This window comes from Hwangdonia seohaensis, from assembly GCF_031932625.1.
GTDB lineage: Bacteria > Bacteroidota > Bacteroidia > Flavobacteriales > Flavobacteriaceae > Hwangdonia > Hwangdonia seohaensis.
The window spans coordinates 183,051-195,856 of record NZ_JAVSCK010000001.1; the positions used below are offsets into that span (position 1 = coordinate 183,051).

The following is a 12,806-nucleotide window of genomic DNA, read 5'->3' on the forward strand; positions in this document are numbered from 1 at the left end:
TTGCTTGTGTTTAGTGTTCGAAATGAAACGCTATGTATTATTGAAATTCTGTTTTAATAGGTTGTGAAATGCTATCAAAATCTGATTTTTGAGGTTGCACCAAAGTACCATCACGTAATTTCCCTACTCCTTTTACAACAATGGTTTCCCCTTTTTCCAAACCTGATTCAACAATATATAAATTACCGCTCTTTCCTTTTATTTGAATGGCTTTTGAAATGGCAACCGTGTCATTATTTGAATCCTTTTTAAGCGTGTAAACAAACCTGTTATTCTGATTTTCGAATGTCGCTATTTGAGGTACCACCAAAGCATTTTCGTAAACTTTTGGCACTTTTACCGTTCCGCTATTTCCATTATTTAAAATGCCGTTTGCGTTGTTAAATAAGGCTCTAAACGAAATGGTTCCTGTTTGCTTATTGACTTGCGAGTTGATGGTTTCAATTTTTCCCTTTTCTGAATATTCGCTACCATTGGCAAGAATTAAGGTCACCTCAGGAAGATTTTTAATTTTGTCTTCTTTTGAATTGCCTTTTGCATTCTGAATAAAATCGATATACTCGCGTTCATTCATTGAAAAATAAGCAAATACGCTACTAATGTCTGAAACCGTTGTTAATGGCATTTGATTGGACGGGCTAACCAACGAACCTTTTCTTAAACGTATATCGCCAATATAGCCATCAACCGGACTTTTTATAGTGCCGTAGCCAATGTTTGAAACAATGCTGTTATAAGCACTTTTGGCTTGTTGTAATTTGGCTTTGGCCGTTTCCAATTGCACCGAACTAATAATGTTTTTTTCTACTAAAGGAATCAATTTATCCACCTCTACTTGCGCCGCATTTACATTGGCTTTTGCCGCAGCGGCATCTTGGTTCATGGCTTGTGTTTCTAGCCTGAATAAGGTTTGACCTTTGCGTACTTTTTGTCCTTCGTCCACCAAAACATCTGTGATATAACCAGAAATTTTAGCTCGTACCTCACTACTTACAACACCCTCAATACTAGTTGGGAAGTTTGTAAATGTGGTAACCGTTTTGGTTGGCACCTCAACAACGGGTAAAGCCATGGCGCTTTGTTTATTTGCTGCAGAATTTTGAGATGCTTGGTCGTTTCCACAAGAAACGACTAAAGAAAGTAATAACAGTGGCAATACGTTTTTAGTGATAAATTTCATGTTTTTAGTGTTTTAAGCTTGCTTTTTTAATTTTTCAATTTCAATTAATGTCTGATGTATTTTTTGCAGTTGTTCATTCAAATGGTTCTCATACAATAAGCCAAGTGTTTTTTCATTTTTAAATTTTTCCGGGTTATGGTCTTCATTAAAATGATTGATTTTTTGAACAATTTTAAGCCCTTTTTCCAAAAGATGACTTTGTTGTTCCAAGGCGTTTTTAATATAGAAATCTGATGTTCGGAAATAGCGCTTCCGGTCGCCGGGTTTTGTATGATACTCAATATAACTTAACTGCAATAGCACATTAATATTACTAGACACAGAACTCTTGCTGGCCTGCATAGTGCTTACAATGCTTTCAAAACTCATGCCTTCGTGTGACGAAAGAATAAGCAAAGCATAAATGCGTGAAGCCAAAGGCGAAAGGTTTGCACGTTCCTCTAAATGAACACCCACTTCTTCAATGAGTTGTTGCTTTTGCTGAGACTGTTCCATTTTAGATTATCATTTAAATTAATAGTGCAAATATACACTTAGTTCGATTCATACCGAACTAATCAATGTTAAGTGTTTGTTAAAAAATGAAAGAAAGTCATAATTCCATCAATTAACTAAAAATCAGTCGATTAAAACAAATCCATTAGATGTTTAAAATAGGGAAATTATAAAGAAAGAAAACAAAACGTATTGAATTACTGTTTCTTAGGTGACTATTTTCTTAGAATTAAATCGTAAGATGATAAAGCCAATTATAGCTGAAATAAAAGATCCAATAAGAATTCCAATTTTAGCAGAATCTATATATTCCGGAGACGAAGCAAAAGCCAAACTTGAGATAAAAATAGCCATGGTAAACCCGATACCCGCTAAAAACGCAACGCCTATAACTTGTTTGAAACTAATATCACTTGGAATGGTAATTAATTTAAATTTTTTAGCCAACAAAACCAGTGAGGTAATTCCAATACTCTTGCCCAAAATTAAACAGATTACGATATTGGTAACCAAGGCTGTGTCCAGGTTTTCTGAACCATTAATTAAAACTCCTGCATTTGCAAAAGCAAAAATTGGAATAATAAAATAAGCCACCCAACCGTGTAAATTATTTTCTAAATGCTGTAAAGGCGACTGGAATTTAGAAGTCCAATCTTCTAAATCATCAATATGCCGAATTTGGTCTGTGGATAGAATTGGCTCATTAAGAACACTGGCACTTTTAATATCTTTAAACACGTTTTCCAATTGCTCGATAAATGTTGACGTATCAATTTTTTGCCTTATCGGCACCGAAAACGCCATTAATATTCCCGCTACCGTTGGATGAATACCCGATTTTAAAAATAAGAACCAAATGAGTGTTCCGAAAAAGAAAAACACGTAACTCGAATAAAATCCCTTAAACGAGAAAACATATAAAATTCCCAACAGCACCATGGCAACCAACAACAAGCTCATATTAATGGTTCCGCTATAAAACAAGGCGATAACCAATACCGCGCCAATATCATCAACTATGGCAAAAGCTGTTAAAAATATCTTTAGACTTAAAGGAACACGTTTTCCCAACACATTTAAAATGGCCAAGGAAAACGCAATATCTGTTGCCATAGGTATGCCCCAACCTTTGGCAGTATCAGGGTTTTGGTTTAATACAACAAAGAAAATTACCGGCACCAAAATACCTCCTAAAGCCCCAACTAACGGAAAGGCTATTTTTTTGGCAGAATTGAGCTCACCAATCAACAATTCCCTTTTTATTTCTAGGCCTATTAAAAAGAAAAATATGGCCATTAGGCCGTCGTTAATCCAAAGGATTAAAGGTTTTTTAAATTCAAAAGTTTCCGTTACTATTCCAATATCGTATTGCCAAAGCTCTCGGTAAAAATCGCCAAAAGATGAATTAGCCCAAACAAGCGCAACAACGGTTGACAACAGCAGTAAGATACCACTAAAGCTTTCAATTTTTACGAATTTTTGAAATGGTGTAAGGAAAACCTTTTTTATCATATGCCTTTTTAATTTGGTCAAATATAAGATTTCATCACAAGAAAAATCATTAAATAAGTTGCGATTTTCAATTAGTTATTAAAATAAGCACAGCCTGCAAAACAGATTGGAGCGATTGCAGCCCCATTAAAACTCATTAAAAAAAGAATTACAAGTGATTGAAAATAAGAATATCACATTTGTATTTAGGCACTTATCGTCGTTTTAAAAGCTAAAGCCTCCATTTAATATTAACCAATTTGTAACATTCACAAAAGTGCATAAACGGGAATAACCGCTTTATAATTCACTTGTAAAATTGCCATGGTTTTGGAATAGCATTTGCCAAATATTTCTGGAAATTCAGTAAAACGCCACGCTTTAAAAAAAGAAAGTTTACCACCCTAAAAAAACCATACCAATACCGCATATGGCAATGGACAGCCCCGAAATTGGTGTAATGTTTTTTTCCAACCATTCGGTTTTTACAAAACTGAACCCATAATACAGCAACATAACTACCAACATCATGGTTGAAACCGTGGTGAGCAAAAACGTGCCAATTAGTAAAAACATAGTAAACGAAGATTGTTCTACCGCCGGATAAGTCAGCAAAGGAAATAAGACTTCACAAGGGCCCAATAGAAATATTAAAAGAAGAATCCATGGTGTTACTTTTCTTCTGTTTGTAGGGTAAGTCATTTGTTTATGATTGTGCTCAAAAACATATACCGAACCGTCATCGTAAACATCAAAATGCTTGTGCCTTTTATCTCGATATATATTGTAAAGGCCATACAAAAAATATAGAATTCCGAATATAAAAATAGCCCAACTTGCCAAACCGCCTCTTACCTCGTTTAATCCATCAATTTTCCCTAAAGAAAACCCTATAGCAGCGCCACCTATGGCCAATAATACCGAAGCCAATACATGCGCCGAACCACAAATGGCTGTCCACATAACTATTTTTGGCAGTTTCCACCCTTTTGACTTGCCTATGGCTATAAAGGGAATGTAATGGTCGGGACCCGAAACCGTATGCAGTACACTAACCGAAATAGCCGTAAATAATAAAATGCTTAGTTCTGTTTCCATGTGGTTAATTGATGCCTAAAGTTTGGTTAATTGCATTATCTTCTTCTTTTCTAATTTGGGTGAATAGCTTATAAAGCTGTTCCGCTTCGTTTCCTAAAACACGGAGCGCATAGGCGTTATCCATCACTTTAGAAATACCGAAAGTAATGCCTTCTTCTTTTGATAGCCTTTTGGAAATATGTTCCATGCGCTGAGCGACATCGATTTGTGGCGTAACAAAAAACAAACTTCCTTGGTGGGTAAATCCTTCGTATTGCCCAAATTCTTCAAGGTTTATTTCTTTAGGAACAATATAGAGATTGTCTTTAAAAATCATAATACCTTCTTGATATATTTCTGTAATCGCATGGTGCTTTTTGAATTGAAACTGCTCACCTTCGGCCATATATTTTCGTCCGCATGTTAATATTTCCCCCCACAAAAGCGTGCTGCTTTTTTTAAGGTGAATGGTAGTTTTCGCTGTATATTTTGCGCCCTTATGAGGCACTACCGGATGTGGTACATGGCTAAAATAAGCAGATTCACCCACCGAAACTTTCATGTTTTGGTTTGTCCCTTTTTCAGAAACAAAAATGCGCTGATACGATTGGGTTTGTAAGTTTAAAGCAGATCCATCGATAACCTCAATATTAATATCGTAACAATCATCGTTTAAGAGTCCGGGTGACGAAGACATCACCATCATCTCCAACAACTGGTTTTTCTTGTTTTCCCTAACTTCCACTAAATTAAATGGCGCGGTAAAGTAAACATCTTTCAATATGGTTTGCTCCCTTAACCCAGTTGTAAGACTGTATCTTTCCATTATTTTAGTACTTGAGGTTCTTCAGCCTGTTCTTCTACCAGCGCATAATGCTTAATCCATTGGTACACCCCTTCCAAACCTTCATCTTTCATTAAATTAGTAAAAATAAAAGGTTGGCCATTTCTCATTTTACGAGCATCATCTTCCATTCCCTTCAAATCAACATTCACATAAGGTGCTAAATCCATTTTGTTAATCACCAATAAATCTGAACGGGTAATACCTGGGCCTCCCTTTCGGGGAATATCAGCTCCTCCGGCAACCGAAATCACAAAAATGGTAACGTCGGCAAGATCCGGACTAAAGGTCGCAGATAAATTATCGCCGCCGCTTTCAATAAAGACAATCTCAATATTTGGATGTCTGATGATGAGTTCGTCAACCGCCTCAAGATTCATACTGGCGTCCTCTCGAATTGCCGTATGTGGGCACCCGCCAGTTTCAACACCTATTATTCTATTGGCCTCCAATGACGAGTTTTTTTCAAGATATTTGGCATCTTCTTTTGTATATATATCATTGGTTACTACGCCAATGCTATAATCTTTCGCTATTCTTTTTGTTAGTTTTTCAATCAAGGCTGTTTTTCCGGAACCGACGGGTCCTGCAACGCCTATTTTAATATATTTTCTTTCTTCCATTGTTTTTGTTTTGTTTTGTTTACGACATAAATAACCTTGAATATAAATGCTCATGCTGCATACACCTTATATCCAGGGCCGTATTGCAAACGCCGTACATTGCTCGCTCTAGCTTTATTATTTCTGATGTTTGATTTTCAATAAGACCTTGAACATCATAGATTATTTGCTGCCCATCCGTTTGCCCCAATGGAACAAGCTTTACTGCGTTGGTTACCATAGCTACCGCGGCGTTGTATAAAAATGCGCAGATTGCCTTTTCTTGGTCTATTTTTAACAATGCCGTTATTATTCCATAAATCACAGCGTAATGCCCATGCATTTTGTTTTCTAAAATACAGGTATTAATGGTATTTAAAAAAGGGTTATTTAATAACTTGCTGTATATTTTTATTAGTCGGATTCCTAATTTCACGCTGCCATCGCGAACTTCAAAAGGCGCTTTTAAGGCATGAGATTCGAGGTCTAAATTCTGGAGTTCTTCCAAGTTATTTTCAATGGTAAAATCATAAGCTAATTTAACCGCAAGTCCATCATTGTATGTATAATTGTTTTTAAGCATGCTTTCAACAAAATTTTTAGTGGTGCTAACATTATGCACTAAGTTTTGCTGAACATAGGTTTCTAAACCATTTGAGTGCGAAAACCCACCGATGGGAAGTGTTGGGTCGGTAATATGAAGTATTTCCAAAAGCGACCCGAGCTTTGTTGTTTCACTTATGTTATTATTTTTTTTCATTGGTTACCTATTTAACTACTGCTGTCTTTAAATAACTTGTGTGGCAGCAGCAGTTCAAATTTGTTCTATTCTTTAGTGGTTAATTCAAGAATTTTTGAAAAGAGTGAGCTTCCCACACTTCCGTGTTGGTGCGGCTCTACATTGGCCTTTAACATATTGAGTAGCTTGCAATGCGTTTTTGTAACCTCGTAACCCGTAGCTACTAACAAACGTTCCAGCGGTTTTTCGTAGGGAATAAGCACATGATTGTCTTGAATAAAAAGGGGCAGGTGTTTATTCCCAATTTCATAACAAACCGTACCCATTTCGTAAATAGACCTTGGCGTTACTTGTATAGCATCGCATGGCAAAATATTTACGACTACAATTTTCGCTTCATCTACATAAAGAATATCCCCTTCTTTTAGCCTGTTTCCTTCCTTTAAAAATTTAATAACAACCTCTTGATTTGCCTCCGTACGCTTACGCATAATACGTTTTGTAGCCTCAAACCATTGCAGGTTTAGGATATCTTTAGTCTTGTTACCAATGGAATATGTTTCTAAATTGCCAATTACTTCTTTACAGATCATAGTTTTATTTTATAAAAAAACACGATTAAAAAAGAAAATAGCGCTGTCCTAATGGAACTACTTCAAGAGGCTCACAGGTAATGACTTTCCCGTTGACTGTTACTTCATAATTTTCAGGATTGATCTCAATATGTGGTACTGCATCGTTGTGTATCATGTCTTTTTTGCCCACTGTTCTGCAACCTTCAACAGCTAATAATTCCTTTTTAACACCGTATTTTTCAGCAATGTTGTTATTTAGTCCTGCTTGAGATACAAAAGTTACCGCCGTTTTTTGAACAGCAGTCCCTAAGGTTCCAAACATTTTTCGCATTAAAACGGGTTGCGGTGTGGGAATAGCAGCGTTGGGATCTCCCATTTTACTTGCTGCAATCATGCCTCCTTTAATTACCATTTCTGGTTTAACGCCAAAAAATGCTGGTTTCCACAGTACCAAATCGGCCATTTTTCCTGATTCAACAGAGCCCACATATTTGGAAATACCATGCGCAAGCGCTGGATTAATGGTGTACTTAGCAATGTATCTTTTAGCCCTGAAATTATCGGCTTCAATTTTTGCATCATCTTTTAAATAGCCACGTTGCACCTTATTTTTGTGCGCGGTTTGCCATGTTCTTATAATAACCTCGGCTACCCTTCCCATGGCTTGAGAATCTGAACTCATCATGCTAATGGCCCCTAAGTCATGAAGTATATCCTCGGCAGCCATAGTTTCTTTTCTGATTCTTGAATCAGCAAAAGCGACGTCTTCGGGAATGGATTTTTTTAAGTGGTGCGCTACCATAAGCATATCTAAATGCTCATCAATCGTGTTGATGGTGTATGGCCTGGTTGGATTGGTTGAACTAGGAAGCACATTAGGATGCGAAGCAATCTTCATAATATCCGGTGCATGTCCACCACCCGCGCCCTCGGTATGAAAGGTATGTATGGTTCTTCCATTTATAGCCTTAACCGTATCTTCTAAAAATCCGGCTTCGTTTAAACTATCGGCATGCAGCGCAACCTGAACATCATATTTATCGGCAACTTTAAGCGCCGCGTCGAGTGCCGCTGGGGTAGCTCCCCAGTCTTCATGCACCTTTAAGCCAAGTGCTCCAGCTTCAATTTGCTCTTCCAAAGGCGCTGTTGTGCTACAATTTCCTTTTGCAAAAAAGCCCACGTTCATCGGGAAATTTTCGGTGGCCTGAAACATTTTTTCTAAATTCCAAGCCCCAGACGTAACCAAGGTTGCACTGGTACCATCCGCAGGTCCGGACCCGCCACCTATCATGGTAGTAACGCCGCTAAATAATGCATGCTCTACCTGCTGTGGACTGATAAAATGAACATGTGTATCTATGCCTCCAGCCGTTAAAATAAGACCTGCTCCGGAATGTACCTCTGTGGATGCGCCAATAATCATATTATCTGCAACACCATCCATAGTATCGGGGTTACCCGCTTTGCCAATACCTACAATTTTGCCATCTTTAATGCCCACATCACCTTTAACAATGCCCCAGTGATCGATGACTATAACGTTTATAATAACAAAATCGAGAACATTTTTATCTCTAGTTTTGGTTGACGATTGTGCCATACCATCTCGCACGGTTTTTCCGCCACCAAAGGTGCTTTCTTGACCATAGTGGTCTTTATTAAAATCTTTTTCAATTTGGATAAACAGCTCGGTATCTCCCAAACGAATTTTATCTCCTTCAGTGGGGCCGTATATATTGGCGTATTTAATTCTGTTTACTTTAAAGCTCATGATTTAGTGTTTTTAAAATTTTCAGATTGCATTTTCTTCATCGCTTTCTCCAAACTCTCTTTTGAGGTTGTATCGCCTTGCGTTAAGTTACTGGCACCATAAGCTTTTCTGCTTCCCTCTATATCTATAAGTTGCACTTCGGTAGATTCGCCCGGTTCAAAACGCAGTGCATTTCCTGCCAAAATATCCAAGCGCTTTCCAAATGCTTTTTCACGATCAAAAGCCATGGCTTTGTTAACTTCAAAAAAATGATAGTGAGAACCAATTTGAACCGGTCGGTCACCAGTATTAATCACTTTTAATGTAATACTTTCATGTTTGGCATTACACACTATTTTTTCTTCTTTTAAAATATATTCCCCTGGTATCATATTGCTCTTTGTTTTATTAACGAATTGGATTGTGAACTGTAACGAGTTTGGTTCCGTCTGGAAAAGTGGCTTCAATTTGCACATCCTGAATCATTTCAGGAACACCTTCCATAACGTCTTCCCTAGTAAGAAATGTGGCGCCAATTTGCATTAATTCTGCCACTTTTTTTCCGTCTCTGGCCAATTCATGCAATCTTGAACTTATTAAGGCTATGGATTCTGGATGGTTTAATTTTAGGCCTCTTGCTTTTCGTTTTTCTGCAAGTTCTCCTGCTAAAAAGAGCATGAGTTTTTCTGTTTCTCTTGAAGTTAGTTTCATGCGTTTATCTTTTAAGGTTATTAATGGTTAAGATGTTGCTAGCAATTAATCATTCCAGGGAACGATAATGTTTATCACGACATCGCTTCATGGTAGTTTAATTTCTTTAAATATATTAAAACTAATCTATTACGCCAATTTTTGTTTCTTTACCCACTTCACTTACGAAAGATGTTATAAGCTTAACCTTAAATTATAAAACGACCGACCGGAAATATTTAGACCATTGAATTAGGTACGAGGTGCCAATTTGGGATTTTTCTTTTTTTCTCGAATTAGATAGATGCCAATTAAAATCAATACCCCGCCCAAAACATACCAAAATGTAAATTTTTCACCATCAATAATGCCCCAAATTACCGCTACAACCGGCAATAAATAACTTGCCGTACTTGCGAAAACCGCAGAGGTATTCTGTATTAATTTATAATACAGTAACATGGCAATGGCCGTACCGAAAGTGGTTAAAAACACCAAATAACCTAATGGCTGTATGTTTTCTGGTTTTATTTCAAAACTTTGAATGAATCCCGTAAAGTACAATATAACCATGGCCGGAATCGCCCAAATGGTATACACCGCTGCGGTTAACTCTACGGCTTTTACTTTTGAAGTTCGCTCTGTAATTACCACCGCATTTATGCCATAGGATGCACCCGCCAAAACGATTAGCATGGCATATCCAAATTGTGATCCTTCTGTATTGGCATCCGAAAAATAGATTAAACTTGCTGCACCTAAAAAACCGATGATTGCACCGACAACTTGAGATAATTGGCTCTTAATTCCGAAGAGCAAAAATCCGAATACCAGCACAAAAACCGGCACCAAGGAATCTAAAATTCCTGCCAAAGAACTGCTTACTCTAGTTTGTGCCATAGGAAAAAGAAACATGGGTAAAAAATTACCGAAAAAGCCAACTACAGTTACCCAAAGCAAGGTTTTATGCGACATTTTAATTATAGCCGGAATACCGATAATTGCCAACAACAGCCCAGAACCAACAATACGAATGGCACCAATTTCGTAGGGCGTAAATGCGACGAGTGATTTTTTTATCAGCATAAACGAGCTCCCCCAAGTTAATGTGATGACCAATAATAATACCCAACGGTTATTGAAAAATTGTCTCATGGCAAAAAATATGAAAGCAGTTATTTTTGAATAACTGCTTTTTTAAAAACTAATTTTTTTATAAATCACTCCAATGTTTGTTCTCCACCACCATTTACAAATAGGGTTTGCCCACTTACCCATTTTTGGCATCACTATTATTAATGACTGTTTTATTTTCTAACACTTCCTATTCTTACTAATTCATTTTTTTCATGACAATTCGGTCTTCATTATCAAAAAAATAGTTGTCTAAAACTTCATTGCCTTCAAATCCTAAATCCTTATAGATTTTTATGGCAGACGTATTATCTGGATATACGGTTAAGGCAATTTCCTTTGTGTTTTCAGCTTTTAAAACTTCAATTAACCTTTGGGTTAGTTGTTTGCCCAATCCTTTTCCCCTGGCATCAGGATGCACTCCAAGAGACAATATCCAACCTTGTTTTTTCTGTGTATTTAAACCTCCCAAAGCATAGCCTAGGATTTTATCATCTTCTTTGGCGACTATAAAATAATCGCCGGAAATATCGAATAATTGTCTCAGTACAAAAGCAGGGTAACTATCGGTATTAAAAACCTGTTGCTCTATAGCAATAATGCTCTCAAGGTCTTGTAATTTGGCTTTATTTATTGTCATTTTTTTGTTAATCATGCCACTCGTTTCGGATTTCTATCATCAAATCGTCGTATCGTTTTATCAATTCCGCAGATATTTTTTTAGACGTTTTATGCAATTTCCTTAACTGTAAAGCAAAGAAAATATTAAAAAGTCCTGCAAACAAAAAACTTAAAGCCACCAATATGATAACACTCAAGCCAGCAAAAATCGGGTTCCAAATAAGAATGAACGATACAATGGCACCAATAATGCCCAAGACTAAAAGTCGGCCCCAATTTTTACTACCGTATTTTCTAACGTCCATAGCAAAACCAATAGTTGAAATGGAACGAAATAGGATAACAAAACCAATATAAAAAGCTAACGCCGTAATCGATAAGGTTGGTTTTAACAATAACAATACACCTACCATTAAAGTGATGATACCAAATGCCAGCGACCAACCCCAATTTTCCAAACGGTCTTTATTTGCGAGCGCAAAAACGCCTTCAAAAAGTCCACTTAACAAAAATGACAATGCAAACAGTAAGGATAATGCTCGCAACGAACCTTCTGGCGAAGCAAATACCACAATACTTACAACTACAAAAAACAAGCCCACTAGTAAAGGAATATACCAATGTTTAATGGTGCTTTTTATTGTTTTTAAAAATGAAGTTTCCATTATTAAGTGTTTTAATGATTCATAATTTTAATTGAAAAGAAAGACGATTAATTATAATTTAAAAGTAATAACCGGACGTCTTGAATGGTTTGCAAGATCTTCAGAAACACTTCCTTTTATTAAGTGGTTTAATCCTCTTCTTGCATTAGTAATTACGGCAATAGCATCGGCGTTTGTGTCGTCGGCATATTGAATAATTCCATCTTCAATGGTGTATCCAGCAATAAACTCAACTTTTTTTGAGCCGCCTGCTTCGGCAAATGCTTTTGCTCTTTTATTAAAAACTTTAGAGCTGACAAATCCGGTATTTGGTCTATTAACAAACACAAGATCGACATGGCTTCCCAATTTTGAAAACAAGTCTACTGCTTTCTTATATGCCTGTACACTTTCCGCACTCATATCTGTTGCCAAAACCACATTGTCCAGGCTAAAATCTTTGGGTTCTGTTTTCACAATTAAAACCGGCACACTACTATGGCGCACCATTTTCTCTGCGTTGGAACCCGCAAATATGCCATCTTGAAGCGTAAGGCCTTGTGAGCCCATAATAATTAAATCTGCATTTAATTCTTTGGACACCGCATCAACCTCTTTGTAAACCTTATGTTTTTTAATTACAGGCACAACATTAACGCCTTTTAAATAGTCCTTATCCAAAAAGGATTCAAATCTCTTTTTTGCATAGGCTAACAAAAACAGCATTTCGCTATTGTTAGCTCTATTTGAGAAGGTAATTAAAGAGTCCGACAATTCCAACATATGCAATACATGTAGTGTGGCGTTATGTTTTTTCGCCAATATGGCACCCGTTTGAAGGGCATATTCTGCTTGCTGTGAAAAATCAATTGGTATGATTATGTTTTCCATGGTTGTGTTTTTTAATCGTTAATATTTTTTTTAAAAGTAGCATAATTTTTTTACAGCTACGACGCATGCCTGT

15 protein-coding genes are annotated in these 12,806 nt (G+C 36.8%); all 15 read right to left on the bottom strand.

Annotated features, from left to right (window positions below):
* Positions 1–37: 37 nt before the first annotated feature.
* The 15 genes from RNZ47_RS00790 to RNZ47_RS00860 all read right to left on the bottom strand — a co-directional run bounded on the left by RNZ47_RS00790 (position 38) and on the right by RNZ47_RS00860 (position 12,733).
* A complete protein-coding gene (locus RNZ47_RS00790) occupies positions 38–1,180 on the bottom strand; it encodes an efflux RND transporter periplasmic adaptor subunit (protein ID WP_311935148.1) in 1,143 nt (380 codons plus the stop codon).
* Between the two features lie 12 nt (positions 1,181–1,192).
* Positions 1,193–1,675: a GbsR/MarR family transcriptional regulator gene (locus tag RNZ47_RS00795; protein WP_311935149.1), complete on the bottom strand. Its 483-nt coding sequence runs from the start codon at positions 1,673–1,675 to the stop codon at positions 1,193–1,195.
* Between the two features lie 207 nt (positions 1,676–1,882).
* Positions 1,883–3,187: a Na+/H+ antiporter NhaA gene (gene nhaA / locus RNZ47_RS00800; RefSeq protein ID WP_311935150.1), complete on the bottom strand. Its 1,305-nt coding sequence runs from the start codon at positions 3,185–3,187 to the stop codon at positions 1,883–1,885.
* Positions 3,188–3,562: 375 nt separating this feature from the next.
* The gene (locus RNZ47_RS00805; protein WP_311935151.1) at positions 3,563–4,264 is read right to left on the bottom strand and encodes an urease accessory protein UreH domain-containing protein; all 702 of its coding nucleotides are present in this window, start codon (positions 4,262–4,264) and stop codon (positions 3,563–3,565) included.
* 4 nt (positions 4,265–4,268) lie between these two features.
* Positions 4,269–5,069, bottom strand: coding sequence for an urease accessory protein UreD (locus tag RNZ47_RS00810; protein ID WP_311935152.1), 801 nt, complete (start codon positions 5,067–5,069; stop codon positions 4,269–4,271).
* Positions 5,069–5,710 carry an urease accessory protein UreG gene (gene ureG / locus RNZ47_RS00815; protein WP_311935153.1) on the bottom strand — a complete coding sequence of 214 codons (642 nt, stop codon included), beginning with the start codon at positions 5,708–5,710 and terminating at the stop codon, positions 5,069–5,071. Before ureG ends, RNZ47_RS00810 begins: the two co-directional genes overlap by 1 nt.
* A 19-nt stretch (positions 5,711–5,729) precedes the next feature.
* Entirely contained in the window at positions 5,730–6,449 is a 720-nt protein-coding gene (locus RNZ47_RS00820) for an urease accessory protein UreF (protein ID WP_311935155.1), read from the bottom strand.
* Between the two features lie 65 nt (positions 6,450–6,514).
* Positions 6,515–7,021 (bottom strand): urease accessory protein UreE, encoded by a 507-nt coding sequence (gene ureE, locus RNZ47_RS00825; protein ID WP_311935157.1) that lies wholly within the window; start codon positions 7,019–7,021, stop codon positions 6,515–6,517.
* A 25-nt stretch (positions 7,022–7,046) separates the two neighbouring features.
* A complete protein-coding gene (ureC, locus tag RNZ47_RS00830) occupies positions 7,047–8,774 on the bottom strand; it encodes an urease subunit alpha (RefSeq protein WP_311935159.1) in 1,728 nt (575 codons plus the stop codon).
* Positions 8,771–9,145: an urease subunit beta gene (locus tag RNZ47_RS00835; protein WP_311935160.1), complete on the bottom strand. Its 375-nt coding sequence runs from the start codon at positions 9,143–9,145 to the stop codon at positions 8,771–8,773. Before RNZ47_RS00835 ends, ureC begins: the two co-directional genes overlap by 4 nt.
* Before the next feature lie 16 nt (positions 9,146–9,161).
* Positions 9,162–9,464 (bottom strand): urease subunit gamma, encoded by a 303-nt coding sequence (ureA, locus tag RNZ47_RS00840; RefSeq protein ID WP_311935162.1) that lies wholly within the window; start codon positions 9,462–9,464, stop codon positions 9,162–9,164.
* A 231-nt stretch (positions 9,465–9,695) separates the two neighbouring features.
* The gene (locus tag RNZ47_RS00845) at positions 9,696–10,598 is read right to left on the bottom strand and encodes a DMT family transporter (protein WP_311935164.1); all 903 of its coding nucleotides are present in this window, start codon (positions 10,596–10,598) and stop codon (positions 9,696–9,698) included.
* 178 nt (positions 10,599–10,776) lie between these two features.
* Positions 10,777–11,217, bottom strand: coding sequence for a GNAT family N-acetyltransferase (locus RNZ47_RS00850; protein ID WP_311935166.1), 441 nt, complete (start codon positions 11,215–11,217; stop codon positions 10,777–10,779).
* A gap of 7 nt (positions 11,218–11,224) precedes the next feature.
* The gene (locus RNZ47_RS00855; protein ID WP_311935167.1) at positions 11,225–11,863 is read right to left on the bottom strand and encodes an HdeD family acid-resistance protein; all 639 of its coding nucleotides are present in this window, start codon (positions 11,861–11,863) and stop codon (positions 11,225–11,227) included.
* A gap of 51 nt (positions 11,864–11,914) precedes the next feature.
* On the bottom strand, positions 11,915–12,733 hold the full coding sequence (locus RNZ47_RS00860; protein ID WP_311935169.1) for a universal stress protein: 819 nt from the start codon (positions 12,731–12,733) through the stop codon (positions 11,915–11,917).
* Between the last annotated feature and the right edge of the window lie 73 nt (positions 12,734–12,806).

Bases quoted from the DNA above. Each gene is read 5' to 3' on its own strand.
- ureE (WP_311935157.1), bottom strand. From the start codon at position 7,021: ATGATCTGTAAAGAAGTAATTGGCAATTTAGAAACATATTCCATTGGT.
- RNZ47_RS00810 (WP_311935152.1), bottom strand. From the start codon at position 5,069: ATGGAAAGATACAGTCTTACAACTGGGTTAAGGGAGCAAACCATATTG.
- nhaA (WP_311935150.1), bottom strand. From the start codon at position 3,187: ATGATAAAAAAGGTTTTCCTTACACCATTTCAAAAATTCGTAAAAATT.
- RNZ47_RS00860 (WP_311935169.1), bottom strand. From the start codon at position 12,733: ATGGAAAACATAATCATACCAATTGATTTTTCACAGCAAGCAGAATAT.
- RNZ47_RS00795 (WP_311935149.1), bottom strand. From the start codon at position 1,675: ATGGAACAGTCTCAGCAAAAGCAACAACTCATTGAAGAAGTGGGTGTT.
- ureG (WP_311935153.1), bottom strand. From the start codon at position 5,710: ATGGAAGAAAGAAAATATATTAAAATAGGCGTTGCAGGACCCGTCGGT.
- RNZ47_RS00855 (WP_311935167.1), bottom strand. From the start codon at position 11,863: ATGGAAACTTCATTTTTAAAAACAATAAAAAGCACCATTAAACATTGG.
- RNZ47_RS00850 (WP_311935166.1), bottom strand. From the start codon at position 11,217: ATGACAATAAATAAAGCCAAATTACAAGACCTTGAGAGCATTATTGCT.
- RNZ47_RS00820 (WP_311935155.1), bottom strand. From the start codon at position 6,449: ATGAAAAAAAATAATAACATAAGTGAAACAACAAAGCTCGGGTCGCTT.
- RNZ47_RS00845 (WP_311935164.1), bottom strand. From the start codon at position 10,598: ATGAGACAATTTTTCAATAACCGTTGGGTATTATTATTGGTCATCACA.
- RNZ47_RS00790 (WP_311935148.1), bottom strand. From the start codon at position 1,180: ATGAAATTTATCACTAAAAACGTATTGCCACTGTTATTACTTTCTTTA.
- RNZ47_RS00805 (WP_311935151.1), bottom strand. From the start codon at position 4,264: ATGGAAACAGAACTAAGCATTTTATTATTTACGGCTATTTCGGTTAGT.
- RNZ47_RS00835 (WP_311935160.1), bottom strand. From the start codon at position 9,145: ATGATACCAGGGGAATATATTTTAAAAGAAGAAAAAATAGTGTGTAAT.
- ureC (WP_311935159.1), bottom strand. From the start codon at position 8,774: ATGAGCTTTAAAGTAAACAGAATTAAATACGCCAATATATACGGCCCC.
- ureA (WP_311935162.1), bottom strand. From the start codon at position 9,464: ATGAAACTAACTTCAAGAGAAACAGAAAAACTCATGCTCTTTTTAGCA.